27 protein-coding genes are annotated in these 25,905 nt (G+C 61.2%); 15 read left to right on the top strand and 12 right to left on the bottom strand.

Annotated elements, in window-relative coordinates:
- Nucleotides 1-111: 111 nt before the first annotated feature.
- The 5 genes from ureA to ureC all read left to right on the top strand — a co-directional run bounded on the left by ureA (nucleotide 112) and on the right by ureC (nucleotide 3,641).
- The gene (gene ureA / locus AB4O12_RS24515) at nucleotides 112-414 is read left to right on the top strand and encodes an urease subunit gamma (protein ID WP_003221215.1); all 303 of its coding nucleotides are present in this window, start codon (nucleotides 112-114) and stop codon (nucleotides 412-414) included.
- A gap of 9 nt (nucleotides 415-423) precedes the next feature.
- A complete protein-coding gene (locus AB4O12_RS24510; protein ID WP_460059847.1) occupies nucleotides 424-957 on the top strand; it encodes an N-acetyltransferase family protein in 534 nt (177 codons plus the stop codon).
- A gap of 5 nt (nucleotides 958-962) precedes the next feature.
- Nucleotides 963-1,499, top strand: coding sequence for a GNAT family N-acetyltransferase (locus AB4O12_RS24505; protein WP_095180935.1), 537 nt, complete (start codon nucleotides 963-965; stop codon nucleotides 1,497-1,499).
- Nucleotides 1,496-1,801 (top strand): urease subunit beta, encoded by a 306-nt coding sequence (locus tag AB4O12_RS24500; protein WP_150638239.1) that lies wholly within the window; start codon nucleotides 1,496-1,498, stop codon nucleotides 1,799-1,801. Before AB4O12_RS24505 ends, AB4O12_RS24500 begins: the two co-directional genes overlap by 4 nt.
- A 139-nt stretch (nucleotides 1,802-1,940) precedes the next feature.
- Nucleotides 1,941-3,641, top strand: a complete 1,701-nt coding sequence (ureC, locus tag AB4O12_RS24495; protein ID WP_095180937.1) for an urease subunit alpha — start codon at nucleotides 1,941-1,943, stop codon at nucleotides 3,639-3,641.
- Between the two features lie 60 nt (nucleotides 3,642-3,701).
- Here the strand turns inward: ureC and AB4O12_RS24490 are convergent, their stop codons facing one another.
- The 3 genes from AB4O12_RS24490 to AB4O12_RS24480 form a co-directional block, all read right to left on the bottom strand.
- Nucleotides 3,702-5,102 (bottom strand): hypothetical protein, encoded by a 1,401-nt coding sequence (locus AB4O12_RS24490; RefSeq protein ID WP_460059845.1) that lies wholly within the window; start codon nucleotides 5,100-5,102, stop codon nucleotides 3,702-3,704.
- A 203-nt stretch (nucleotides 5,103-5,305) separates the two neighbouring features.
- Nucleotides 5,306-5,611: a chaperone modulator CbpM gene (locus tag AB4O12_RS24485; protein ID WP_016771896.1), complete on the bottom strand. Its 306-nt coding sequence runs from the start codon at nucleotides 5,609-5,611 to the stop codon at nucleotides 5,306-5,308.
- Between the two features lie 23 nt (nucleotides 5,612-5,634).
- A complete protein-coding gene (locus tag AB4O12_RS24480) occupies nucleotides 5,635-6,579 on the bottom strand; it encodes a DnaJ C-terminal domain-containing protein (RefSeq protein ID WP_236169793.1) in 945 nt (314 codons plus the stop codon).
- 290 nt (nucleotides 6,580-6,869) lie between these two features.
- Here AB4O12_RS24480 and AB4O12_RS24475 point away from each other — a divergent pair, with 290 nt between their 5' ends.
- Nucleotides 6,870-8,144: an Hsp70 family protein gene (locus AB4O12_RS24475; protein WP_130929365.1), complete on the top strand. Its 1,275-nt coding sequence runs from the start codon at nucleotides 6,870-6,872 to the stop codon at nucleotides 8,142-8,144.
- Between the two features lie 156 nt (nucleotides 8,145-8,300).
- On the opposite strand, the gene AB4O12_RS24470 is transcribed toward AB4O12_RS24475, so the two are convergent.
- The 3 genes from AB4O12_RS24470 to AB4O12_RS24460 form a co-directional block, all read right to left on the bottom strand.
- Nucleotides 8,301-9,314 carry an AI-2E family transporter gene (locus AB4O12_RS24470; protein WP_016771899.1) on the bottom strand — a complete coding sequence of 338 codons (1,014 nt, stop codon included), beginning with the start codon at nucleotides 9,312-9,314 and terminating at the stop codon, nucleotides 8,301-8,303.
- A gap of 331 nt (nucleotides 9,315-9,645) precedes the next feature.
- Nucleotides 9,646-9,951, bottom strand: a complete 306-nt coding sequence (locus AB4O12_RS24465; protein ID WP_016771900.1) for a PsiF family protein — start codon at nucleotides 9,949-9,951, stop codon at nucleotides 9,646-9,648.
- Nucleotides 9,952-10,014: 63 nt separating this feature from the next.
- Nucleotides 10,015-10,809 carry an AraC family transcriptional regulator gene (locus AB4O12_RS24460; RefSeq protein WP_252877347.1) on the bottom strand — a complete coding sequence of 265 codons (795 nt, stop codon included), beginning with the start codon at nucleotides 10,807-10,809 and terminating at the stop codon, nucleotides 10,015-10,017.
- 96 nt (nucleotides 10,810-10,905) lie between these two features.
- Here AB4O12_RS24460 and AB4O12_RS24455 point away from each other — a divergent pair, with 96 nt between their 5' ends.
- Nucleotides 10,906-11,793 (top strand): DMT family transporter, encoded by an 888-nt coding sequence (locus tag AB4O12_RS24455; protein ID WP_460059844.1) that lies wholly within the window; start codon nucleotides 10,906-10,908, stop codon nucleotides 11,791-11,793.
- 96 nt (nucleotides 11,794-11,889) lie between these two features.
- Here AB4O12_RS24455 and AB4O12_RS24450 read toward each other — a convergent pair whose 3' ends face one another.
- Complete coding sequence (locus AB4O12_RS24450) at nucleotides 11,890-12,768, bottom strand: esterase/lipase family protein (protein WP_460059843.1); 879 nt, start codon at nucleotides 12,766-12,768, stop codon at nucleotides 11,890-11,892.
- Between the two features lie 282 nt (nucleotides 12,769-13,050).
- Here AB4O12_RS24450 and AB4O12_RS24445 point away from each other — a divergent pair, with 282 nt between their 5' ends.
- The gene (locus AB4O12_RS24445) at nucleotides 13,051-13,581 is read left to right on the top strand and encodes a ferritin-like domain-containing protein (protein ID WP_041480703.1); all 531 of its coding nucleotides are present in this window, start codon (nucleotides 13,051-13,053) and stop codon (nucleotides 13,579-13,581) included.
- A gap of 119 nt (nucleotides 13,582-13,700) precedes the next feature.
- Here AB4O12_RS24445 and AB4O12_RS24440 read toward each other — a convergent pair whose 3' ends face one another.
- Nucleotides 13,701-15,776, bottom strand: a complete 2,076-nt coding sequence (locus AB4O12_RS24440; protein WP_460059842.1) for an AsmA family protein — start codon at nucleotides 15,774-15,776, stop codon at nucleotides 13,701-13,703.
- A gap of 383 nt (nucleotides 15,777-16,159) precedes the next feature.
- On the opposite strand from AB4O12_RS24440, the gene AB4O12_RS24435 reads away from it, so the two are divergent.
- From AB4O12_RS24435 to AB4O12_RS24405, 7 genes are all read left to right on the top strand, one after another.
- Complete coding sequence (locus AB4O12_RS24435; RefSeq protein ID WP_353188278.1) at nucleotides 16,160-16,585, top strand: hypothetical protein; 426 nt, start codon at nucleotides 16,160-16,162, stop codon at nucleotides 16,583-16,585.
- 154 nt (nucleotides 16,586-16,739) lie between these two features.
- A complete protein-coding gene (locus tag AB4O12_RS24430) occupies nucleotides 16,740-17,372 on the top strand; it encodes a TetR family transcriptional regulator (protein ID WP_056787610.1) in 633 nt (210 codons plus the stop codon).
- Nucleotides 17,373-17,672: 300 nt separating this feature from the next.
- Nucleotides 17,673-18,173, top strand: coding sequence for an urease accessory protein UreE (gene ureE / locus AB4O12_RS24425; protein ID WP_039756959.1), 501 nt, complete (start codon nucleotides 17,673-17,675; stop codon nucleotides 18,171-18,173).
- Nucleotides 18,170-18,844 (top strand): urease accessory protein UreF, encoded by a 675-nt coding sequence (locus tag AB4O12_RS24420; RefSeq protein ID WP_150638248.1) that lies wholly within the window; start codon nucleotides 18,170-18,172, stop codon nucleotides 18,842-18,844. The genes ureE and AB4O12_RS24420 overlap by 4 nt, the downstream gene beginning before the upstream one ends.
- A 23-nt stretch (nucleotides 18,845-18,867) precedes the next feature.
- A complete protein-coding gene (ureG, locus tag AB4O12_RS24415; RefSeq protein ID WP_016771910.1) occupies nucleotides 18,868-19,482 on the top strand; it encodes an urease accessory protein UreG in 615 nt (204 codons plus the stop codon).
- Nucleotides 19,483-19,509: 27 nt separating this feature from the next.
- The gene (locus tag AB4O12_RS24410; RefSeq protein WP_041480708.1) at nucleotides 19,510-20,082 is read left to right on the top strand and encodes a HupE/UreJ family protein; all 573 of its coding nucleotides are present in this window, start codon (nucleotides 19,510-19,512) and stop codon (nucleotides 20,080-20,082) included.
- Nucleotides 20,083-20,279: 197 nt separating this feature from the next.
- Nucleotides 20,280-21,413: an AGE family epimerase/isomerase gene (locus AB4O12_RS24405; RefSeq protein WP_460059841.1), complete on the top strand. Its 1,134-nt coding sequence runs from the start codon at nucleotides 20,280-20,282 to the stop codon at nucleotides 21,411-21,413.
- A gap of 95 nt (nucleotides 21,414-21,508) precedes the next feature.
- On the opposite strand, the gene AB4O12_RS24400 is transcribed toward AB4O12_RS24405, so the two are convergent.
- The 4 genes from AB4O12_RS24400 to livM all read right to left on the bottom strand — a co-directional run bounded on the left by AB4O12_RS24400 (nucleotide 21,509) and on the right by livM (nucleotide 25,902).
- Entirely contained in the window at nucleotides 21,509-22,273 is a 765-nt protein-coding gene (locus tag AB4O12_RS24400; RefSeq protein WP_016771914.1) for an SDR family oxidoreductase, read from the bottom strand.
- Between the two features lie 745 nt (nucleotides 22,274-23,018).
- Nucleotides 23,019-23,735, bottom strand: coding sequence for an ABC transporter ATP-binding protein (locus AB4O12_RS24395; protein ID WP_016771915.1), 717 nt, complete (start codon nucleotides 23,733-23,735; stop codon nucleotides 23,019-23,021).
- Nucleotides 23,732-24,604, bottom strand: a complete 873-nt coding sequence (locus tag AB4O12_RS24390; protein WP_016771916.1) for an ABC transporter ATP-binding protein — start codon at nucleotides 24,602-24,604, stop codon at nucleotides 23,732-23,734. Before AB4O12_RS24390 ends, AB4O12_RS24395 begins: the two co-directional genes overlap by 4 nt.
- Nucleotides 24,601-25,902, bottom strand: a complete 1,302-nt coding sequence (gene livM, locus AB4O12_RS24385; RefSeq protein ID WP_016771917.1) for a high-affinity branched-chain amino acid ABC transporter permease LivM — start codon at nucleotides 25,900-25,902, stop codon at nucleotides 24,601-24,603. Before livM ends, AB4O12_RS24390 begins: the two co-directional genes overlap by 4 nt.
- Nucleotides 25,903-25,905: the final 3 nt, after the last annotated feature.

The raw sequence follows: 25,905 nt of genomic DNA, 5'->3' as shown, positions 1-25,905 counted from the left end.
ACCAAGATCAGTCCCCTCTCCCTCGGGAGAGGGCTAGGGTGAGGGGCTGCTCCAACTGGCACCCCACACTTCTCGAGAGCCACCCGAATCTGCCCTGATGGAACCCGAACCATGGACCTGACCCCACGCGAAAAAGACAAGCTGCTGATCTTCACCGCCGGCCTCGTCGCCGAGCGGCGGCTGGCCCGTGGCGTGAAACTCAATTACCCGGAAGCCATGGCCTACATCTCCGCCGCGCTGCTCGAAGGCGCCCGCGACGGCCAGACCGTGGCCGAGCTGATGCATTACGGCACCACCCTGCTCAGCCGCGAACAAGTGATGGAAGGCATCCCGGAAATGATCCCGGAAATCCAGGTCGAGGCGACGTTCCCCGACGGCACCAAACTGGTCACCGTTCACCAGCCGATCGTCTGAGGCCGCGCCATGACTTACAGCATTCGCGATGCGAGACGGGCCGACCTGCCGGCGATCCGCGACATCTACAACGACGCCGTGCTCAACACCACGGCGATCTGGAACGAACAAGCGGTCGACCTCGGCAATCGCCGGGCATGGTTCGACGCGCGGCAGTTGCAGGCGTATCCGATTCTGGTGATCGTCGACAGCCACAACGCGGTGCTGGGTTACGCCTCGTTCGGCGACTGGCGGCCGTTCGACGGTTTCCGCCACACCGTCGAGCACTCGGTGTACGTGCGCAGCGATCAACGCGGCAACGGCCTCGGCCCGCAACTGATGACCGCGTTGATCGAACGCGCCCGCGCCTGCGGTAAACACGTCATGGTCGCTGCCATCGAGAGTGGCAACGCCGCGTCGATTCGCCTGCACGAGCGCGCCGGTTTCAGCATCACCGGGCAGATGCCGCAAGTGGGCACCAAGTTCGGCCGCTGGCTCGATCTGACCTTCATGCAGTTGACCCTCAATCCCGGCGCACAGCCGCCGGATACTCACAAGGAGTGATGTCGATGAACGCCGCCCAGTTGCGCCGCGTCAACGCTGAAAGCTTTGCCCACTATCGCCAGGGCCTGATCGATCTGCTGCTCGACGCCGTCGGTTACGGCGCCAGCGTCGGTTTTATGGCCGACCTCGATGAGGTGCAGGCGCGCGCATATTTCGATGAGGTGCAGGACAACATCAACAAGGGCAGCACGCTGCTTTGGGTGGTGGTCAAGGACGAGCAGGTGCTGGCCAGCGTGCAACTGGGCCTGTGCCAGAAGGCCAATGGTCTGAACCGCGCCGAAGTGCAGAAACTGCTGGTGCGCGAACACGCGCGGCGCCGTGGCCTCGGCCAGCAACTGATGCAGGCGCTGGAACTCGAAGCGCCCAAGCACAAGCGCGGCATGCTCTATCTCGACACCGAGGCCGGCTCGCCGGCGGAAGATTTCTACAAGGCGCTGGGCTACGTGCGCGCCGGCGAAATCCCTGATTACGCCTGCGACCCCAACGGCACCTATCGCCCGACCGCGCTCTATTACAAAGTCCTGCAAGGAGCCCAGCGATGATTCCTGGCCAATACCAGATCAAGCCCGGCGACATCGAACTCAACGTCGGCCGTCGCACCCTCAGCCTGAAAGTCGCCAACAGCGGCGACCGGCCGATTCAGGTCGGCTCGCATTTCCACTTTTTTGAAACCAACGACGCGCTGACCTTCGATCGCGCCGCCAGTCGCGGCATGCGCCTGAATATTCCGGCGGGCACGGCGGTGCGCTTCGAGCCAGGGCAAAGCCGTGAAGTCGAGCTGGTCGATTACGCCGGGCATCGCCGGGTGTTCGGCTTTGCCGGCCGCATCATGGGTGATCTCTAAACAACACGGTGCCCGCTCTGGCCCCTTCGCGAGCAGGCTCGCTCCCACATGAGAACGCGATCAAATGTGGGAGCGAGCCTGCTCGCGAAAGCGAGTAATGCGAGCGATTTCAGACCCAATTGAATCTCAAGGCATGCCCATGAAAATCTCCAGACAAGCCTACGCCGACATGTTCGGCCCCACCGTCGGCGACAAGGTGCGCCTGGCCGACACCGAGCTGTGGATCGAAGTCGAAAAAGACTTCACCACCTACGGCGAAGAAGTGAAATTCGGTGGCGGCAAAGTCATCCGCGACGGCCAGGGCCAGAGCCAATTGCTCGCCGCCGAAGTGGTCGACACGCTGATCACCAACGCGCTGATCATCGACCACTGGGGCATCGTCAAGGCCGACGTCGGCCTCAAGGACGGGCGCATCGCCGCGATCGGCAAGGCCGGCAACCCTGACGTGCAGCCCAATGTGACCATCGCCATCGGCGCCGGCACCGAAGTGATTGCCGGCGAAGGCATGATCCTCACCGCTGGCGGCATCGACACGCATATCCACTTCATCTGCCCGCAGCAGATCGAAGAAGCGCTGATGAGCGGCGTCACCACCATGATCGGCGGCGGCACCGGGCCTGCCACCGGCACCAACGCCACCACCTGCACCTCCGGCCCGTGGCATCTGGCGCGCATGCTCCAGGCCGCCGATGCTTTCCCGATGAACATCGGCCTGACCGGCAAGGGCAACGCCAGCCTGCCGGAGCCGTTGATCGAACAGGTCAAGGCCGGTGCCATCGGTCTCAAGCTGCACGAGGACTGGGGCACCACTCCGGCGAGCATCGACAACTGCCTCAACGTCGCCGACCAGTACGATGTGCAGGTGGCGATCCACACCGATACCCTCAACGAATCCGGCTTCGTCGAAACCACCCTTGGCGCGTTCAAGGGCCGCACCATCCACACCTATCACACCGAAGGTGCCGGTGGCGGCCACGCGCCAGACATCATCAAGGCCTGCGGCTTTGCCAACGTGCTGCCAAGCTCGACCAACCCGACCCGGCCGTTCACCCGCAACACCATCGACGAACACCTCGACATGCTGATGGTCTGCCATCACCTCGACCCGAGCATTGCCGAAGACGTCGCCTTCGCCGAAAGCCGGATCCGCCGCGAAACCATTGCCGCCGAAGACATCCTCCACGACCTCGGCGCGTTCTCGATGATCAGCTCCGACAGTCAGGCCATGGGCCGTGTCGGCGAAGTCATCACGCGCACCTGGCAGACCGCCGACAAGATGAAAAAACAGCGCGGCCCGCTGCCACAGGACGGCGCAAACAACGACAACTTCCGCGCCAAACGCTACATCGCCAAGTACACGATCAACCCGGCAATCACCCATGGCATCAGCCATGAAGTCGGCTCGATCGAAGTCGGCAAGTGGGCCGATCTGGTGCTCTGGCGCCCGGCGTTCTTTGGTGTGAAGCCGACGCTGATTCTCAAGGGCGGCGCGATTGCCGCCAGCCTGATGGGCGACGCCAACGCTTCGATTCCAACACCGCAACCGGTGCATTACCGCCCGATGTTCGCCAGCTACGGCGGCTCGCTGCACGCCACCAGCCTGACCTTTATCAGCCAGGCGGCGCAGGAGGCCGGATTGCCGGAAGCCTTGGGATTGAAGAAGCAGATCGCTGTGGTGAAGGGCTGCCGAGACGTGCAGAAAACCGACCTGATCCACAACGACTATCTGCCGAACATCGATGTCGATCCACAGACCTATCAGGTCAAGGCCGATGGCGTGTTGCTGTGGTGCGAACCGGCGGAAACGCTGCCGATGGCGCAGCGCTATTTTCTGTTCTGATGAAGGCGTGCGCTGAATACGGACGCGCAGGTCCGTATTCAGTCGCGATCGCTCAGGCAATCACGGGAACAGTTTCGCGATGTCCGCATCGCTGTAGTTGTAATCGATGCGTAACTCGGTTCCCGCCGGAATGTCTTCGGTAGCGAAGATGGCGTTGAGAATGAAGTCTCGGGTGACCAGTTCCTTGCCTATCCACTGTTGCGCTTCGACATCGAACGGGACGAACTCGACGTTGTAACCCTCCGTAGCCTGACGAACTGGTTTGCCCGTGGCGTCATACCAAAAGCGCGTGTTGATCCGGGAAATAATCGTGTCACCGACCAGCGCGAATTCGTCGGGGATCAAATATCCAGGCCCTGGTTGATAACGGACGCCGACCTTCATGGTGTATGACTGCTGGGGCAGCGGCACAAGACGTCCCGGCATGATCGCGCCAGCATAGACACCGACCACCTCGCCTCGGGTGATGCGCCGGTTGGCGACCACCATTGACTGGCCGACCAGGGCCCGCTCTCCGGGCACCGTCATGTCGGCCTCGGTGAACAATCGCCATTGCAGCTTTTCTTCATACAACCGCGCGACATGCTCGTAGGCGCCAAACTTGATGTAAGGCTTGATCTGCTCGGAGGTATAACGGCTGCCGTCTTCGAAACGCGCAAGGGTCTGGAGCTTCTTTATCCTGACAGGCCGGCCGGCCATGTCCCGGAAAGGGTATTTGCCGTTATTGGCACGGTCGTAGACCCCGGGCCGATTGGTGAGGAACGAAAACCGTGTTTCGCTGCGCATTGCACGCAATTCCTCAGCGGTGAAGGGTTTGACGGGCATCGACTCGGACGCCAGATAAAAATGTTCCTGCGTTACACCGCCATCGTCGGGCAGCTCCTCAACGGCAGACTCATAGTCTTCATCGCTCTGGCGCGCCACCCTGCGGCTTTTACCCGGGACAGCGGCAGCGTCCGGCGACGCGCCGGACTCTTCAAGCGCGTACCAGTGCTTGGTCAACGGATCGTAGGCAAGCACAGGGCCGGACGGCTGCAGCTCGCTGGACAATCTGGCCCGATGCAGACCGGTCTCGGCATCGACGCCGATCAGCACCGTACCACCGCCCTGCAGGTCCGCGTATTGGCGTCCTTTGAATACGCGAAACCCGTCAACGTCCGCTTGCGGTAGAGGGGCTGTCGAGGCAATCAGGTAACGCTCCAGAGCCGAGGTTTTAAGCTTCGGGACGGGACCAGATGTAGACGGCGTCGGGTCGACGTACACGCTGTGCGGGGCAACTGCAGTTTCCATTTGCTGCGTGTTGCTGCCGGGCTCACTGGCATCGGGCGGGGTCTTGCGAATGAACGGACCGGGGGTCAGGTGCGACGACTCGATCCCGTGCGCGGCGGGATCCCGGGATGTGCGCCCGAGGGTGGTGATATCGACTGCGCCCGGCTTGGGCGGCTTGGGTCTGACTGGCATTGACAGGCTTCCTTGCAAAGATTGCGCAGCGCTGGCCAGTCTGGCTGGCGCTACGACCGTCGGCATCCATTGCCAACATGTGCCCGGAAAACTATCAGACCATCCTGCCGGTTCATACCGGACGAAACACCCGCAAACATTAATCAGGCGGGAGCGGGCCGGCACGCGATGAGGCCAGCTAGGACCTCACGGCCTCAAACAATTCATTCGACCACCAACCGCCCCAAACGCTGGCGCAACATGCGGTTCTCGGCACGCAACTGCTTCACCTCGTCCAGCAGATCCAGCGCCAGCGCCACGCCTTCCCACTCCAGTTCCAGATCACGGCGCAGCTTCGCCGCACGCTTGGCCAAGGCCAATTCGTAATCGGTGAAGCGCCATTCCCGGGGCTGTGCGCCCTGAGGTTCGAGGATGCCGTGCTCGACGATTTCGATCACGTAGACGTCCGACAAATCGGCCGCCTCACAGAATTCTGCCAGGTCCAGTTGAACGATCAGGGGGCTGCTCATGATGGGCTACTCCGTCGTCGGGTTCAGAAGTTCTCTCGCGGATTGAAGGCGGCTTTCTTCGCCAGTTCCTGCCACAGCGCCTTGACCTCATCGTCGGAGGCTTTGGGCATCACGGCCTTGAGCTGCACGAACAGATAACCGCGTTCGCCGGCCTTGTTCAGCAGGCCATGGCCCTTGGCGCGCATGCGCTGGCCATTCTGGCTGCCGGCCGGGACCTTGAGGTTGATCTTGCCGGTCAGGGTCGGCACGGCGACTTCGGTGCCCAATGCCAATTCCCACGGAGCCAGGGGCAAGGTGATGATCAGGTTTTCGCCTTCGACATCGAATTTCGGGTGCGGCGCAAAACGAATGGTCAGGTACAGGTCGCCATTCGCCCCGCCACCGATGCCCGGTGCGCCCTGGCCCTTCAGGCGAATTCGCTCGCCATCGGTCACGCCGGCCGGAATCTTCACGTTCAGGCTCTTGCTGGTGTTGCTGACATGCTGGCCGTGCGCGTTGTATTGCGGCACCTGAAAGGTGACTTTCTTCGATTCGTTCGACAGGGTTTCTTCGAGGAAGATCGGCAGTTCCATTTCCACGTCTTGCCCTCGACGTCCGCGTGATTGGCGGCTCTCGGCGCCACCGAAACCGGGGCCGCGATTGCCGAAGATCGAACTGAAGAAGTCCGAGAAGTCGCCCGTGTCGCCACCGCCGCCACCGAAGCCGCCACGGCTCTGCCAGCCCGGTGGGCCCTGAAACGGCTGACCGTGCTGGCCATAACGGCGCAGTTCGTCGTATTCGGCGCGCTTGTCGGCGCTTTTCAGCGCTTCATAGGCTTCCGAGGCATCCTTGAACTTGGCCTCGGCGTCTTTTTCCTTGCTGACGTCGGGGTGGTATTTGCGCGCCAGCTTGCGATAGGCCGCCTTGATGGCCTTGTCGTCGGCTGTCGGCTCCACGCCGAGTATCTTGTAATAGTCTTTGAAGTCCATGGAAGGATCACCATCCGTTATCGATTTCGCGCCGAGACCAGCATGCGCCGATTGGCACGTGCCGGGTTGACCGATCTCAAGTTTGTGACCGGGTGGCGCCGCAGAAGTTTATCGGCAGTGGACGACGGTTCTTGCGACCGCCGGTGTGTCTGCCGGCCCATGCCAGCAAGTTTGGGGCGATGCGGTGGTTTTCAACTGTCTGGGGGCGAAATAGCGGATGACCGGCCTTCGAATCTGCCGCGCACTGACATACACTGCGCGGCCGTTTTTTTGACCGGAAACCGAAAGACATGAAAGACGCCTCTCCAGCCCGTGCCTGCGGCATCGACTTCGGCACGTCCAACTCCACCGTCGGCTGGCTGCGCCCCGGCATGGACACCATGATTGCGCTGGAAGACGACAAGATCACCCTGCCGTCGGTGGTCTTCTTCAACATCGAGGAACGTCGCCCGGTCTACGGTCGCCTGGCCCTGCACGAGTATCTGGAAGGCTACGAAGGCCGGCTGATGCGCTCGTTGAAAAGCCTGCTCGGCTCCAAGCTGATCAAGCACGACACCAGCGTCCTCGGCACGGCGATGCCGTTCAAGGACCTGCTCGGGCTGTTCATCGGCCAGCTCAAGAGCCGCGCCGAAACCGCCGCCGGTCGGGAGTTCGAGCAAGTGGTGCTGGGCCGTCCGGTGTTCTTCGTCGATGACGATCCGCTGGCTGACCAGGAAGCCGAAGACACCCTGGTCGAGGTGGCGCGCAAAATCGGTTTCAAGGACGTGTCGTTCCAGTACGAGCCGATTGCGGCAGCGTTCGACTACGAGTCGACCATCGAGAAAGAAGAGCTGGTACTGATCGTCGACATCGGCGGTGGTACCTCCGACTTCTCGCTGGTGCGCCTGTCGCCCGAGCGTCGCGGTGTCGACAACCGTCACGATGACATCCTGGCCACCGGCGGTGTGCACATCGGTGGTACCGACTTCGACAAACAGCTGAGTCTGCAAGGCCTGATGCCGCTGTTCGGCTACGGCAGCCGCATGAAGAGCGGCGCCTACATGCCAACCAGCCACCACATGAACCTGGCGACCTGGCACACGATCAACTCGGTGTACTCGCAGAAATCCACGCTGGCGCTGGGCAGCATGCGTTACGACATCGAAGACACCGGCGGCATCGATCGCCTGTTCAAGCTGATCGAACAGCGCGCCGGGCACTGGCTGGCGATGGAAGTGGAAGAAACCAAGATCCAGCTGACCCACGCCGACAGCCGTCACGTGCCGCTGGACCGCATCGAAGCCGGGCTGAGCGTCGAGCTGAGCCGCGCGCTGTTCGAATCGGCGATCGAAGCCTTGCTCGAGCGCGTGCGCGGCAGCGTTACGCAATTGCTCAATGATGCCGGCGTGGCGGTCGATCAGGTCGACACGGTGTTCTTCACTGGTGGTTCGAGCGGCATCCCGGCCCTGCGCAACAGCGTCTCGGCAATGCTGCCGAACGCCCGGCATGTCGAAGGCAACATCTTTGGCAGCATTGGTAGCGGTTTGGCGATTGAAGCGATGAAGCGTTACGGTTCGATGGCCTGATCACAATCTGTGGCGAAGAGCCTTTGTGGCGAGGGGATTTATCCCCGTTGGGCCGCGAAGCGGCCCCGCTCCTGAGCTTGAAAGCAGGGGCCTGCTGCGCAGGCCAACGGGGATAAATCCCCTCGCCACAGATGCATTCAATTCAGTTGCCTGGCCTTAGACCATCCCGCCCAGCTTCAACTCACTCTTCAGATACGCGTAATAAATCGGCCCCGCCACCACTCCCGGCAAACCGAACGCGGCTTCGAACACCAGCATCGCCAGGAGCAACTCCCACGACTTGGCACTGATCTGCCCGCCGACGATGCGCGCGTTGAGGAAGTATTCGAGCTTGTGGATAACGATCAGATAGCCCAGCGCGGCGATCGCCACCCAGATCGACAGCGACAGACCGACGATGGTGATCAGCGTGTTCGACATCAGGTTGCCGATCACCGGCAGCAGGCCGAGCAGGAAGGTCAGCACGATCAGGGTTTTGGTCAGCGGCAGCTTGATGCCGAACATCGGCAGGATCACCGCGAGGAAGATCCCGGTGAACACGGTGTTGAGCAGGGAAATCTTGATCTGCGCGAAGACGATATTGCGGAACGCCTGCACCAGCAGATGCAAACGGTCGAACAAAGCGGCGGCCAGCGGCTTGCGCTTGGTCACGTCGGGGATGCGCTGCAGGGCGATGATCGCGCCGAGCACCATGCCGATCAGCAGGGTGACGAACATGTGCGCGGCGTCCTTGCCGACCAGTTGCAGGTCGGCCAGATGCTTGCTCGCCCACTCGCCGATCGCCACGCGAAATTCCGCTGCACTCGCCGGCAGGTAGGCATCGATGAACGGCGGCAACTGCCCGCGCGCGCGATCGACTACGCCCATGAATTTGTCGAGAGAAGCGCCGGGGTTTTCCGCTTCATGCAGGAGGAAACTGATAGCCCCGGCGAAAATCAGCGCCAGCGCACTTACTACCAGCGTGCCGAGCAGCGCCACCGCCAACCAGCGCGCACGCCGCCCTTCGATCAGCCGTTGCAGTTGCGGGGTGAGCATGTTGACCAGCTCGAACACCAGCAACCCGGCCAGCAGGCTCGGCAACAGGCGCAGCGGCAGCACCAGCAGCAAACCGCCAAAAATGATGATGCAGCTGACCCAGAACACAACATGACGCTGAGAAAACGTTGGCATACAGCCTCAAAACGAACGGCGTGAAAGGATGGGCAGTCTGCCAGCGATCCGGGGTTAGCACTAGGGATATGCGGGGTTTCGGATTTTCGTGCAAGGCTTGCGAATTTCCCCCTCACCCTAGCCCTCTCCCAGAGGGAGAGGGGACCGATTGGGGGTTGCTCGAAAAATTTTCCGACCTGAACGTGCAGTGCCGAATCCGCAATCGACCCGGTATTTCAGACCCCAGTTCCTGTCGGCATCAATGCGGTCGGTCCCCTCTCCCTCCGGGAGAGGGTTAGGGTGAGGGCAAATCTCAAGCCGACCGAATCAATCGGACACCCATGGCGCCCCCTTATTTTTTCTTCAGACACTCACTCATGAACGCCTTGCGCGCATCGCCGGTCAGCGCCTTGGTTTTCGCATCGGCATTGCAGGTGGTCATCTTCTGCTGCTGCGGGGTCAGCTCCTTGCCATCGTTGGCCGCTGGCGCCGCTTTCAGGCAGGTGCTCATGAACGCCTTGCGCTCATCGCCCTTCAAACTCTTGGCGGTCGCATCGGCATTGCAGGTGGTCATCTTGTTCTGTTGCGCCGTGGCGGCGAAACCTTGGGAACACACAAGCAGCCCGATCATCAACAACGGCACACGCAACATCTTCATGGAGTTTTCTCCTTGTTGCCGCACCGATGGATGCGGCCTCTATCGCAGTGTAGTCAAAGCTTGTTACACCTTCCTGCCCTCGAGGTGGCTGCGCCGATACTGCTCCGGCGTGCACCCGGCCTGGCGGGCGAACATGGCGATGAATGCCGAGCCGCTGCTGTAGCCGAGGTCGAAAGCGATTTCCTGCACCGAACGCGAGGTCTCAAGCGCCTCGATCGCCGCCAGATAACGCAAGCGCTGACGCCACTCGCCAAAACTCATGCCCAGCTCACGAACAAACTGCCGCGCCAGAGTGCGCTCGCTGACATGCACTTGCGCGGCCCAATGCGCCAACGGTTGGTTGTCGCCCGGCGCGGCCTGCAAGGCGTCAAGAATCGTCAGCAAGCCCGGGCTGCTCGCGTACGGCAGATAACATTCCTGCACCGGTGCCTGTTGCAGTTGATCGACCAATACCTGGGCCAGACGCTGATCGGCTTCATGCTCGGGGATCTTCACATCGCGGGCGGCGAAGTCTTTGAGGATGGCCTTGAGAATGTCGCTGATTGCCAGCGTGCAGGCCCGCGCCGGCAATCGCGCGCAGACGTCGGGATCAAGACACACCGCGCGGTAGTTGACCGGCTGGTGGCTGTAGAAACTGTGCTCGACCTCGGGCGGCACCCACACCGCGTATTGCGGCGGCGACATGAAGCGACTGCCGTCGACATCCATGTGCAGCACGCCATGGGCCGCGTATTCCAGCGTGCCCCAAGGATGCCGGTGTGGCGCGGCATATTCGTGGGCATTGAAATCGGCGTAGCGGAAATACACCGCTGACGGCAGTTCGCTGAAATCGAGCAGATCGATGTGTTTGCTGTTCATGCTGTCCGGATGCAGAGGCAGGTTGTCTGGATCGCAGTATAGGCCTGCATCCAGACAGGCGATAATCGCCCTTCATCAACGTTCTGGTTTTGTCCCATGCAATACGCATTTCCCCTGCTGGCGATTTTCATCTGGGCCGGCAACACCGTGATCAACAAACTGGCGGTCGGCGCGATCTTCCCGGCCGAGATCGGTTTCTATCGCTGGCTGCTGGCTGGCGTGCTGTTCACGCCATTCATGCTCTCGAAAGTGATCGCACACTGGCCGCAGATTCGGCCGAATCTGGGGCGGATTTTCGTCCTCGGCGTGCTCGGCATGGCGGTGTATCAGAGCCTCGCCTATTTCGCTGCAACACTGACCACCGCGACCAACATGGGCATCATCCTGTCGCTGATGCCATTGATGTCGCTGGCCATGGCGATCATCAGCCTCGGCCAGCGCCTGACCGCTGGTGCGCTGGTCGGTGCGGTGCTGTCGTTCGCTGGCGTGCTGGTGGTGGTGTCATCCGGCAGCCTCGGAGCGCTGCTGCAACACGGGGTCAATCTGGGCGATGCGATGATGCTGATCGCCACGCTGGCCTACGCGGTTTACAGCACGCTGCTGAAAAAGTGGCAACTGCGCCTGCCGCCGCTGGTCCTGCTGTACTTGCAGGTGCTGGTGGCGATTGTGGTGTTGTTTCCGTTGTTCGCGATGTCGCCGAAGACCGGTTTGAATCTGCAGAACGTGCCGCTGGTGCTCTATGCATGCCTGCTGGCTTCGATGGTCGCGCCGCTGGCGTGGATGCAGGCGGTGCAGCGACTGGGGCCGAGCCGGACGACGTTGTTCTTCAATCTGCTGCCGCTGATTACCGCGTTGATCGCAGCGCTGGTGCTGAAGGAACAGTTAGCGATGTATCACCTGGTGGGCGGTTTGCTGACCTTGGGTGGGGTGGTTTTGTCGGAGCGCTGGACCACCGTGTTGGGCCGCCGGGTCAGCGTTGCCTGATAAGGCCCCTTCGCGAGCAGGCTCACTCCCACATTGAAATGCAGACACCTGTGGGAGCGAGCCTGCTCGCGAAGAACGATGACGCGGTCTGTTTGGCTATAACCCTGCAGCCTCCAGCCGCGCCGCATGCTCGACAAACAGCCTTACCGGATCCGCGCCCTTGCCCACCAGTCCCAGCGACTGATTGACGATGTCGAAATGATCCAGCGGATAGTCATCACCGATCACCGTGCCCAGATGCGAGCTGTAACGGCCGACCATGCCATCGCACTGCCCCGGCTCGCGGACGAAGGTCTTGGCAAACAAGCGACAACTGCGGTTGGTGCCGTCAAAAAGATTGCCGCCACGATCGGTCTTGCCCGGTTGCAGCGTCCCTGACCAGGAGTAATAACGAACACCGTTGACCTCTTCCGGCCCCTGGCCGCCCCAGACTTCCGGCAGCCCTTGTGGATAACGCTGATTGAATAATGCGACGCCCGCCGTCGTCAGCGATTGGTGAGAAGCGTGGATATCCACCGGCAGTTTCGGCCCGTGGTAACCCGTGTCGAGCAATGCCATGACCCAGCCGATCAAGCGCAGCAACGCTTCGAGCAAGCGGCCCTTGGCACTGCTACCGGGGTAGTGCTTTTCCAGATAATCGGCCAGTTCGGAGCCGTGATTCGGCCCGGCCACCGAAGTCACCGAGGCGACCAGATCCGGACGCTTCGCCGCCGCATACCGTGCGGTCAACGCGCCTTGGCTGTGGCCGAACAGATTGACCTTTTGCGCCCCGCTCTCGCGCAGGATTTCCTCGATCCGCGCCAGCAACTGCTCGCCGCGCACTTCAGTAGAGTTGAGCGGCGAGACCTGCACCGCGACCACCGTCGCACCACCACGGCGCAAGGCCTTGATGATGCCGAACCAATACGGGTAAAGCACCAGCCGGATAAAGCCGAGCATGCCCGGCACCAGCACCAATGGATAACGTGTCGACATGGGTTACATCCTTGTGCGCGGTGAGTGGATGCCAGACCTGCAAGACGCCCGCCAAGCATCCACCTCGGCGATGACAACTCAACGATAAGCCTATTCCAGTCCGCCAGCACCCGCTCCACCGAAACCGGTCTGACTCTCCCGACATAGCAGTCTTCAGCAGTTCCTGCAGCGCGTCCGGCGTAAATCGCATAAAACTTTTCGCTTCGCTCAAGACTCACAACCTGGGTAGCGACCGCGTCTTCAGAACGTGGCGCCTATCGGATTAGCCTCCAGGAGAATGAAATGAGTGACGTGCATTTGTCTGATGTTCAAACCCTGCGCGAGCGCGCGCGGCAACACGTGGAAAACGGCGCGGTCACCGAGGGTTACAACGCCAACCGTGAAGAAATACTGCGTTTGCTCAACGAGTCGCTGGCCACCGAACTGGTGTGCACCTTGCGCTACAAGCGCCACTACTTCATGGCCAGCGGCCTGAAAGCCAACGTCGCCGCCGACGAATTCCTCGAACACGCCAACCAGGAAGCCGAGCACGCCGATCGCCTCGCCGAGCGGATCGTGCAACTGGGCGGTGAGCCTGAGTTCAACCCTGACCTGCTGAGCAAGATGTCCCACGCGCAATATGTGGCTGGCAACACGCTCAAGGAAATGGTTTACGAAGATCTGGTGGCCGAGCGCATTGCTATCGACAGCTATCGCGAAATCATCCAGTACATCGGTGACAAAGACCCGACCACCCGCCGCATCTTCGAAGACATCCTCGCCCAGGAAGAAGAACACGCCGACGACATGGCGGATATCCTCAACGATCTGTAATCCCGTCACACCGCTTTCGCGAGCAGGCTCGCTCCCACACTGGAACGTATTTCGATTGAAGAAACGCGTTCGAATGTGGGAGCGAGCCTGCTCGCGAAGGCGCCCTCAGAGACGCCGCATTACTTGCTGGGTTTAACGGTCACCGGTGCCTTGCCCTGCTTCATCTGCTCGAGCAACGGTGCACATTGATTCGGCTCGCCCCCGCTCGGCGCCACCAGCGCCAGCAATCCCGCCGCCGGTGCGGCAATCACGCCCAGCGCAACCATCCCCGCCCCGCGCAGCATCAACGGTACGGCTTTGACGCCGGCATCCGGTTTGATGAACTTGCCGCGCACATACAGCGGCGAGCGCAGCGAGATCAGACGCCAGCCCTTGGATTCCGGGGTCACGGTCAGATCGAGTTGTTCGGTGGCCATGTTCGCCGTGCCATCGATGTAGATGATTGCGTTCTCGGTATCGAAGACAAACAGCCGTGTCGTGGCCAGGCCGGTCTTGATGTCGAAGTCCGCCGCCGCGCAATTGATCTTCACTTCCTTGTCGCCAAAGATCTTGCCGACCACGTAGTTACCGACGTTGAGCCCGGCCAGCTCCATCAACTCACGGCTGATTGCACCGTCGTTGATCAGCATCTTCAGATTGCCGTTGGCGCCGCCGAGCAGCTTGGCCACGGAGTTGCCCCGGCCACTGATGTCGGCATCGCCATTGAGCTCACCGAAACTGGTCTTCATCGGCTCGAAGGTCGGGAACAACTCTTTGAGTTTGAATTTGCGTGCGGTCAAACGCGCGCGGCCTTCCAGCGGCTCGGTGCGGCCATTGAGGCGAATCAGCGCATCCAGCGTGCCGCCGGCGACACCAAAGCGCAGCGGTTCCAGGCTGAGCTCGCCGTCGTTGAGTTTCAGATGGGTATAGAGGTCGTTGAACGGCAGCTTCTCGCTGTGGACGATGCGTTTGCCGGTGAACTCGACATCGGCGTCCATGGCCCGCCAGCGATCGGTTTTGAATTCTTCGACCGGCAGGACTTTGTCCGCCGGTTGCTTGCTCGCGCCGCCACGGGCCTTTTGCTCGGTGTTGGAGTCGGCGCCGATCAGTGGCGCGAGGTCGGCAAACAGCAGTTGATTGGAGAGCAGCGCACCGCTGAGTTTCGGCCGTGGCTGGCTGGCCACGTAGGTGAGGTCGCCGTGGATGTCGCTGTCGCCGATCTTGCCGTTGAATTTCTCGTAAGTGAATCTCGCCCCGGCCTCGTCATGCAGCTTGGCGATAAGGTGACCGTCGGTGGAATACGGTGGCGTGTCCGGCAGGGTCACGCCGGTCAGCGGGTAAAGATTGCCGAGGCTGTCGCCAGCGAGCTTCAGGCGCAGATCAAGGGCGCCGAGATTCAGCGGGTCAGTCAAGGTGCCGGCCAGTTCGATACGGGTGTCGCCGATCTTCGCCTGGGCCTGCAACGGGAACGGCTTGCTCGCGTCCTGCAACGCCAGCAACCCGCCGATCTTGCCCTGCCCGGTGAGGTTCTGCGCGTGGTACTGGCCTTTGACCTTGAGCGCAAAGGCGTAATCCTGCGGTGCGCCGCCCTTGTCCTGAGCAGTTTTCGCCGCTTTGTCGCCGACGATCTCGCTGAATGGAATCGGCTTGCCGAGCGGGTCGATCAACACATCGAGATTGGTTTTCAGGGTCTGATCGTCGAGGGTCACGTGGCCCTTGTCGAAACCGATCGCGCCGATGTCGACCACCCAGCTCGAAGGCTCGGCGTTCGGGTCCTTGGGATCGAATTTGAACGTCCAGTTGGCGCGGCCATCGGCCAGACGATGCAGCTCGGCATTCGGCTCGGTCAGGTCGATGCGCGGAATCACCACGCGCTGGGCCAGCAGGGCCAGCGGCGAAATGCGCAGTTCAACGCGTTTGAGCGTGACCATCTGCGGCTGCTTCGACCAGTCAGGATTACCCAGGCTCAGATCCTCGGCGACCACGTGCGGCCAAGGCACCCAAGAGCGCCAGCCGCCCTCTTCCGGCTCGCGCTGCCAGATCACCGCGAGGTTGCCATTGATGGCAAACGCCCGGTGCAGTTCTTCCGAGACTTTGGCATTGATGGTCGGTTTGATCCGGTTCCAGTCGAAGAACACGATGATCAGAATCAAGGCTGCCAGCAGCAGCACGAGGATGGCGAAGATCCAGCTGAAGATTTTTCCAGTGCGCGTCATGCACAAAGCTCCTGATCACGACCGCACGCCGATTACCCGACGCACAGCTGAAACGGCAGACCTAAGCGGCCCCTATGCAGTCTGTGACTGGCGAAAGGCCCGCAGGTTTAATCGAAAGGCAGTTTAAGCCATAAAAAGCGCAGCAAAACTGACCGATCGGTCGAGCAGTGTTACCGCGACCCGCACTTTTGCGAGGCACGAGTGAGTCGAAAATACCCACGACGGTGCAAAACCGTCGCCCGCAAAGGCCCGATCTAGAGCCTTCGCGCCGAACAATCAATTCTGTTGATTATTACCATTGCGTTTATGAACTTTTATATCGACATATCGAGAGTAGCATTGCCCTCGTACCCACTTTATCGCCCTCCCAAGGAGCCACTATCATGAAACGCCAATTACTGCTCAGCCTTACCCTGTCGATGCTAGCCAGCACTGCTTTTGCCCTGCCCGCTGCCGATCAGGCCACTCCGCAAGTCAAAGACAGCCACTCGGTGTTCAGCCAGACGCTCGCTGAAGACGGCTACGACAAAACCCCACAAGGCCAGACTCTGGCTGAAGACGGCTATGACAAGACCCCTCAAGGCCAGACTCTGGCTGAAGACGGCTATGACAAGACCCCTCAAGGTCAGACTCTGGCTGAAGACGGCTATGACAAAACCCCACAGGGCCAGACCCTGGCTGAAAACGGCCGCAATCGTCTCGAAGAAAAAGGTCTGGTGGAAGACGGCTACGACAAGACTCCCCAAGGTCAAGCCCTCGCCGAAGGTGGTGGTGATCGTGTAATCGAACGCAACAGCGCCGTGAGCTGAGCCTATGACGGCCCAGCGAAAAAGCCCAATCAGCGGATTGGGCTTTTGACTTTTCAGCTTCTGTGAATCCCTCGCTGCATGACTCCCCGTTCGACGCCGACAAAGCCGATTTGCTAGAGTGCGGCGCTTGTCCTGCCGAAGAATACACCCTGCGATGCTGCCCCGCGCCGAACAGAAACAACAGACCCGCAACGCCCTGATGGACGCTGCCCGCCACCTGATGGAAAGCGGCCGAGGATTCGGCAGCCTGAGCCTGCGCGAAGTGAGCAAGACCGCCGGCATCGTGCCCACCGGTTTCTACCGGCACTTTGCCGATATGGACGAGTTGGGTCTGGTACTGGTCAGCGAAGTCGGCCAGACCTTCCGCGAAACCATCCGCCTGGTGCGGCACAACGAATTCGTCATGGGCGGCATCATCGACGCTTCGGTGCGCATCTTCCTTGATGTGGTCAACGCCAACCGCTCGCAATTCCTGTTTCTCGCCCGCGAACAATACGGCGGCTCGCTGCCGGTACGCCAGGCGATCGGACGCCTGCGGGAGAACATCAGCGCCGACCTCGCGGCGGACCTGGCGCTGATGCCCAAGCTGCAACATCTGGACATCGCCGGTCTGAGCGTGATCGCCGACCTGATCGTCAAATCGGTGTTCGCCACCCTCCCCGACATCATCGACCCGCCCGCCGAGGCCTTGCCGGAGCATCTGACGCCGCAGGCGAAGATCACCCAGCAACTGCGCTTCATCTTTATCGGCCTCAAGCACTGGCAAGGGCTGGGCAGTACCGAGTAATCCCCTTCTCTATCTGACACAGCGCAAAGCCTCTGTGGGAGCGAGCCTGCTCGCGAAAGCGCTGGGTCAGCTGAATACATCTGTCTGACACGGCGCATTCGCAAGCAGGCTCGCTCCCACATTGAACATCCGTCACGGCATCGAATTGGTGCATGACAAATCCTTCATGCACCAAAACCTTCCAGAATCGCCGCGCCTGTTGAAAGATCAGGCAAGCGCCGACAGCTATTTCCTACAGATCACCCGATTGGCGCGGCGCTTGCTCTAGCCCATTCAACGTTCATTGCTGGAAGCTTTCCGATGCTGGTGATTCATCGCAGAATCGACCCTCAACCCGTCTGGGCCGCCGAGCTGCACCTGACCTTCGAAGCGCGCAGCAAAAGCCGTTTGCGCTGTTTCAGTGCCGAAGGCGAAGACGTCGGGTTGTTTTTGGAGCGCGGCCAGCCACCGCTGTATGACGGCGAATGCCTGCAGGCTGAAGACGGCCGTGTCGTGCGCGTCTGCGCCCGCCCTGAACAACTGCTCCATGTCACTTGCGCCAATGCGTTCGAACTGACCCGCGCGGCCTATCACCTCGGCAACCGCCATGTCGCCCTGCAAGTCGGCGATGGCTGGCTGCGCCTGCTCGACGATTACGTGCTCAAGGCGATGCTCGAACAGCTCGGCGCGCAGGTCGAGGCTATCGAAGCGCCGTTCCAGCCGGAACACGGCGCTTACGGCGGCGGCCATCATCATTCCCGCCACGGCGACGAAGACTTCAACTACGCGCCGAAACTCCACCAGTTCGGCGTGCGCCTGTGAATCCGGCCTGGGCGCTGCTGCGTCTGGCCAGTCCGCAATTGCCGATTGGCGGCTACAGCTATTCCCAGGGTCTGGAAATGGCGGTGGATAATGGCCGGGTCCACAACCCGGACGGCGCCCGCCGCTGGATCAGCGATCAACTGCTGCTCAACCTCGCGCGCTTCGAAGCGCCGCTGCTGTTGGCGCATTGCCAGGCCGCAGCAGATGAAAACTGGGCCGAATTACGACAACTCTGCGAGAGCCACCGCGCCAGTCGCGAAACCCGCGAGTTGCATCTGGAGAGCCGGCAGATGGGCTACTCCCTGCAGCAGTTGTTGAACGGTTTGCCGGAACTCGATGCGCCCGCCCGCGACTTTCTTGAACAGACCACAGAACCGCATCTGGCCCTGTGCTGGGCACTGGCGGCACGCGCCTGGGGCATCACCCCGCAGGACGCTCTTGCCGCGTGGCTGTGGAGCTGGCTGGAAAACCAGCTCGCCGTGTTGATGAAAACCCTGCCGCTGGGCCAGCAAGCCGCCCAGCGCCTGACCAGCGAACTGCTGCCGCTGCTGCAACAGGCGCAGCACGACGCGACCCACCTCAACCCCGAACACATCGGCAGCGCCGCGTTTGGCCTGTCTCTGGCGTGCATGGCCCACGAGCGCCAGTACAGCCGTCTCTTCCGCTCTTAGGGCTGTTTATTTTGGAGAATGAAATGGATACACAACCTCTGCGCGTCGGCATCGGCGGCCCGGTCGGTTCCGGCAAAACCGCACTGACCCTGGCCCTGTGCCTGGCCCTGCGCGAGCGCTACAACCTCGCCGTGGTCACCAACGATATCTACACCCGCGAAGACGCCGATTTCCTGGTGCGCAACGAAGCCCTCGCGCCGGAGCGGATCATCGGCGTGGAAACCGGCGGCTGCCCGCACACGGCGATCCGCGAAGACGCCTCGATCAACCTCGAGGCGGTCGATCAACTGAACCGGCGTTTTCCCGGGCTGGATCTGATTCTGGTGGAATCCGGCGGCGACAACCTCTCGGCGACCTTCAGCCCGGAGCTGTCGGACCTGACCATCTACGTGATCGACGTCTCCGCCGGCGACAAGCTGCCGCGCAAGGGCGGCCCGGGGATCTGCAAGTCCGACCTGCTGGTGATCAACAAGATCGACCTCGCGCCACTGGTGGGCGCCTCGCTGGAAATGATGGACAGCGACACCAAACGCATGCGCAACGGCAAGCCGTTCGTGTTCAGCAACCAGAAAACCGGTCAGGGCCTTGAAGAAATCATCGCCTTCATCGAACGCCAGGGCCTGCTGACCGCCGCCTGATCCACTTATCAACAAGGAAGCTTATCCATGACACTCAAACGCATTCTTGGCGCCGTGGCGCTGCTGCTGACACCGGCACTGGCCTTCGCGCACCCTGGGCATGGCGACAGCGGCCTCGTCGCGGGCATCAGCCACCCGATCGGCGGGCTCGACCACTTGCTGGCAATGCTCGCCGTCGGTTTGTGGGCGGCGCAGCAACAAGGCGCGGCGCGCTGGGCGCTGCCGTGCACCTTTGTCGGCACCATGCTGCTGGGCGGCCTGCTCGGTTTTGAAGGGCTGGAGTTGCCGGCGCTGGAAAGCGGGATTGCCGCCTCGGTATTGGCGCTGGGCCTGGCCGTGGCACTGGCGGTGCGCCCGCCGCTGGTGATGGCGGTGGCAGCGACGGCGCTGTTTGCGCTGTTCCATGGCGTGGCGCATGGGCTGGAGCTGCCGGAAATGAGCAGCCCGTGGGCGTATGCGGCCGGGTTTGTCGCGGCGACAGCGGTTTTGCATGCGCTCGGTTATGGCGTGGTGCGAGTTCTTCCGCAGGCAGCGGCGCCGCTGGTGCGGTTGGCGGGTGCGGCTTCGGCGGCGACTGGGGTCTGGTTGCTCGCAGGCTAATCTCTATCGCCTGAGCCGGCCTCATCGCTGGCAAGCCAGCTCCCACAGGTTATTGGGTAAGTCCACAATTGTGTGAACACTCAATTTCCTTGTGGGAGCTGGCTTGCCAGCGATGACGGCCGATCAGACACCAAACCTTTAAAGGCTGCCTCTCTGCTACCATGTCGCGCAATCGCCCCAGCCCGTGACGCCCGCCCATGCCCCACGCTTCCCGCTCCACCGCCCTGTCCGAATTGACCGCCCTGTTTGGCCAAGTGCAGCAGCACTTCCTCGACGTGATCGTGCCGCTGTGGCAAGGCCCGGGCTGGAATGCCGACATGGCGTTGCCGTACGAGGCGCTGGACGCCGCGCATCAACCGCTTCCAGTGCAGCGCTATCGGGCGATGGCCTGCGCACGGCAGCTGTATCTGTTCTCCAGCCTGATCGGGATTGTGGCTAACGCCGAAGTCCGCGCCGCCGCGCTGTTCCGTTCCCTGCAACGGCATTTCCATGATGCCGAGCACGGCGGCTGGTTCTACAGCATCGATGCGCAAGGCAAGCCGCTGGACCAGCGCAAGGATCTCTACACCCACGCCTTCATCCTGTTCGCCTGCGCGCATTACTGGGACAAGTCCCGGGATTCGCTGGCCGAGTCGACATTGAACGCCGCGCTGGAAATCATCGGCCGCCGATTCGCCACCGGCGACGGTTTGTACGAAGCCTGCCTTGAGCGTGACTGGCTCACCCTGCAAACCGGGCCACTGCAAAATCCACTGATGCATCTGGCCGAAGCTTTTCTGGCCACCCTCGCCGTGCGTGAAGACCTGCAGACGCACAACGCCCTGCTTGAGTTATGCACAGCCATGCACAAGCAGTTCGTCGATCCGCAATATGGCGTGTTGATGGAGAAGCCGCTGGGCGCTGTGGATAACTGGTACGAGCCGGGGCACCAGTTCGAATGGTATTTCCTGCTCGAATCGTCGGCGCTGTTGCGCGATTCGAAACTGCACCGGGCGCTGGATCGGGCGTTTGCCTTTACCGAGCAGTATGGCGTGCTGGAGTCCTGCGGCGCGGTGCGGGCGATGCTTGATCTGGAAAGCAATGGACGGCCAAGGGATTCGACCCAACGGATCTGGGCTCAAGCCGAATACCTGCGCGCGCTGACCTTGCGGGCGGACAGCGAAGCGGTGGTACTGCGCCAGTTGCAGGCGTTGCAGCAGCGGTTTCTGCATGCCGGCGGCTGGCATGAGTGTCGCGATGAGAATGGAGAGGTCAGTCGCAAGGACATGCCTTCGACCACGCCTTATCATTTGGCGACTTGCTATCACGGTTTGGCTGCGTATCTTCGCTGACCGACCAATTGCTATCGCGAGCAGGCTCGCTCCCACATCTTGGAATGCATTCCCCTGTGGGAGCGAGCCTGCTCGCGAATGGCCTCAGCGCGGTATCAAGCCTTGTTACGCTCGATGGCAAACCCGGCCCAGGTCTGGCTCACCGGCATCAGTTCGAGGCTATTGATGTTGATGTGCGCGGGGGTGTTCATCACCCAGAAAATCGTCTCGGCGATGTCCTGCGGCTGGATCGGCTCGGCGCCGGCGTAAGTGGCGTTGTAGCGTTCCTGATCACCGGCAAAACGTACCAGCGAGAACTCGCTTTCGCACAGGCCGGGTTCGATGTTGCTGACCCGCACGCCAGTGCCCTGCAGGTCGCAACGCAGGTTCAGCGAGAACTGTTTGACGAAGGCTTTGCTCGCGCCGTACACGTGGCTGCCCGGGTACGGGTAGTTACCGGCTATGGAGCCGAGGTTGACGATACCGGCGCCACGGCCGTGGGCAATCAGCCGTGGCAGCAGCAGGCGAGTGGCGTACATCAGGCCTTTGACGTTGGTGTCGACCATGGTGTCCCAGTCATCCAGATCGCACTTGGGCGCCGGATCGACGCCGAGCGCCAGGCCGGCGTTGTTGATCAGGCCACGGAGTTTGGCGAAGGACGGCGGCAGGTTGGCGATCGCCTCCTCCATCGCCTTGCGATCACGCACATCGAGGACCAGACCATGCACTTCGGTCTGCTTCGACAGTTCGGCGCACAGGGCATTGAGGCGTTCTTCACGACGGCCGGTCAGTACCAGCTTCCAGCCAGCCTCGGCAAAACGCCGGGCACAGGCTTCACCAAAACCGGACGTCGCGCCGGTGATAAACAGGGTGTCGGACATCGTGTTCTCCTTGCTTCGGCCGCCACGGCAGCCCTTGGAATAGAAAATCAGCAGGCAGCATGCCCGCCCTCGCGAATACGGGCAACACTTGCCAGCTGTACAAAAATCAACCAAGTGCGCCAAGACCTTAGCCTGCGTGGCCTGCAGCCATGTGCACGCATGTTATCCACAATCTGCTCCACAGTTTCCGGGGGCAAGTGCCAACGTGCAAAGCCGCGCCACACAAGGCTTTGCGGGCGAAATGGAAAGTTTTTTGCTTGACCGTGAGGCGGGGGATGTGCGGGACAGGGCATTTTGCACGACGGACGGTGTCACCGGGTGATTGCGCGAGGCCAGCAATTACGGCGCTCCGCGAGGTCTTTCCAGAGTTTAGTCACAGACTTATCCACAGGCTTGCGCACAGGGAATTGCCATGTCTCTGCCCCCCAGAAAAAGGTTGACAACGACGCCGCGCGCTCCAGCAAAAATGCCTGATCAAAAAACAATCACAAGCCTGGAGGCCCCGGATTACAAGGCATGCAACCATATACACCCACGTTATTCACAGCCAGTTCCACAGTAACCGGGGACAAGTCAAAACTGTGGAAAAACAGCCATTTGCAGCGTCTATATGTCGCGCTTTGGCAGCTTGGGGAATTTGTTTTCCACAATTTCGGGAATTAGCCAATTTACCTGTGGTGGATTCCAAAAAATAAAAAAGCCCCGGGACTCTCGTCGCCGGGGCTGTGTGCAACCGCGAGAAGAATCAGTGCCCGCCCAGATAGGCGTTACGCACCTCCTCATTCACCAAAAGCTCTTTGCCGGTGCCGGTCAGACGGATTTCGCCGTTGACCATCACATATGCCCGGTCCGACAGCTTCAGCGCATGGTTGGCGTTCTGCTCGACGAGGAAAATCGTCATCCCGGTTTTTGCCAACTCACGCAGCGTGGCGAAGATCTGCTTCACCACGATCGGCGCCAGACCCAGGCTCGGTTCATCGAGCAGCAACAGCTTCGGCCGGCTCATCAGCGCACGGGCGATGGCGAGCATCTGCTGTTCACCGCCAGACATGGTCATCGCCCGCTGATTGCGTCGCTCTTCAAGCCGTGGAAACAGCTCGAACATGCGCTGCATGTCCTCTTTGGCGTACTTGTCGCCAATCGGGATGGTGCCCATCAGCAGGTTTTCCTCGACGGTCATGTCGGGGAAAACCCGCCGCCCTTCCGGCGACTGCGCGATACCGTTGGAGGCGATGTAGTGCGAGGACTTCTGCGTGATGTCGACGCCCTGATAGAGAATCTGCCCGCCCGCCGCTCTCGGCTGGCCGAAGATCGACATCAGCAAGGTCGACTTGCCGGCGCCGTTTGAGCCGATCAGGCTGACGGTCTCGCCTTCGTTGATTTGCAGAGAAACGCCTTTGAGCGCCTGAATCGGGCCGTAGAACACGTCCAGATTGCGCAGTTCGAGGATCGGTTGGCTCATACCAGCTCCTCTTCATCGGCGCCCAGGTAGGCCGCGATCACTTTTGGATCGTTACGGATCGCTTCAGGCCCGCCCTCAGCGATGACGATGCCGTGGTCCAGCACCACGATGTGGTCGGAAATGCTCATAACCATGCCCATGTCGTGTTCGATCAGCACCACGGTCAGATCGTGCTCGTCGCGCAGCAGCCGGATCATCGCGCTGAGCGCTTCGGTTTCCTGAGGATTGAGGCCGGCGGCCGGTTCGTCGAGGCAGATGATCTGCGGCCGCGTGCACATGGCCCGGGCAATTTCCAGACGCCGTTGTTGGCCGTAGGACAGCTCACCGGCCAGACGGTTGGCGCAGTCCACCAGATCGACCACTTCGAGCCAGTAGAACGCGACATCCAGCGCATCGCTCTCGGCCTTGCGATAGCCCTTGGTGTTGAGGATGCCGGCGAGCATGTTGCGGTTGACCCACATGTGCTGCGCCACCAGCAGGTTTTCCAGCACCGACATTTCCTTGAACAGGCGAATGTTCTGGAACGTACGGGCGAGACCGGCACGGTTCACCAGGTGAGTACCGCCGAACATTTTGTAGTACATGCGGCTGAGGAAGGATTTCGGCGAGACGAAATCGGTCGGTTTGAACGACTCGCCCAGCAACTGGATGACGTTGGTCTGCTGGCCGCGCACATTGAGTTCGATCTTGCCGCCCGTGGCCTTGTAGAAACCGGTCAGGCAGTTGAACACCGTGGTCTTGCCGGCGCCATTGGGGCCGATCAGGGCGAAGATCGAATTGCGTTTGACCTTCAGGCTGACATCGCTCAAAGCCTTGATGCCACCGAAATGCATCATCAGTTTTTCAACAGAGAGTACGACTTCACTCATGGCGCAGTCCTCTCGTAGTGAATGGCACCTTTGCGTGGTTTGACCCCGGTGCGGCTGATGCGGATCAACCCGCGTGGTCGCCAGATCATCATCAACACCATCAGGATGCCGAACAGCAGCACGCGGTATTCAGCGAAGCCACGCAGCAGTTCCGGGGCGACGGTGAGCACGAATGCGGCGATGACCACGCCGATGGTCGAACCCATGCCGCCAAGCACGACGATGGCGAGGATCAGCGCCGACTCGAAGAAGGTGAACGAGGTCGGGTTGACGAAGCCTTGATAGGTGGCGAAGAACACCCCGGCCAGACCCGCCGTCGACGCACCGATGGTGAACGCCGAGAGCTTGACCAGTACGTGGTTGAGGCCCATCGAACGGCAGGCGATTTCATCTTCACGCAGGGCTTCCCAGGCGCGACCGACCGGCATCTTCACCAGCCGATGCTTGACGTACAACACCGCCAGCACCACCAGGAACAGCACCGCGTAGATGAAGTAATACTTCACGTCCGGGTTGTAGGTCAGGCCGAAGAACTCATGAAACGGCACCCCGCCATCCTTCGCCCGCTTGCCGAACTCCAGACCGAAGAACGTCGGCAATGGCGCCGGCATGCCGTTCGGGCCGCCGGTCAGGGACAGCCAGTTGTTCAGCACCAGACGAATGATTTCACCAAAACCCAGGGTCACGATCGCCAGATAGTCGCCGTGCAGACGCAACACCGGGAAACCGAGAATGCAGCCAGCCAGGCCTGCGGTGATTGCCGCCAGCGGCAGCACCGTCCAGAAACCCAGACCCAGATATTGATAACCCAATGCCAGACCGTAGGCGCCGATGGCGTAGAACGCCACGTAACCGAGATCCAGCAGCCCGGCCAGACCGACCACAATGTTCAGCCCCAGCCCCAGCAGCACGTAGATCAAACCAAGGATGACCACCCCCAGCAGATAGGAGTTGGAGACAAACGGCACGATGATCGCCAGCACGATAATCAGCGGGATGATCCAGCGCAGCCGTGATTTGTAATCCGCCGGCAGCACGTGCACACCGGAACCGCTGCTCTCGAACCCGTCGAGGATCTTCAGGCCCTTGGGGGTTTGCAGGAACAGGCTCAGGGCAAAGCGACCGGCCATGACGATGGCAATGATCCACGCCACGCGGGTTGCTTCGAGGTTGAAGCTGTAGCCGTCGAGGACCACGCCGACAATCGGCCCGAACACGATCAGCGCAATCAGGCCGGCAAGAATCGCCTCGACCAGACTTTTTTTGATATCGATGGATTTTTCAGTGGTTGCAGACATCGC

This window comes from Pseudomonas sp. S2_A05 (assembly GCF_054668485.1).
The sequence above is the reverse complement of the archived record's forward strand: the minus strand, read 5'-3'. Positions and strand labels throughout refer to the sequence as shown.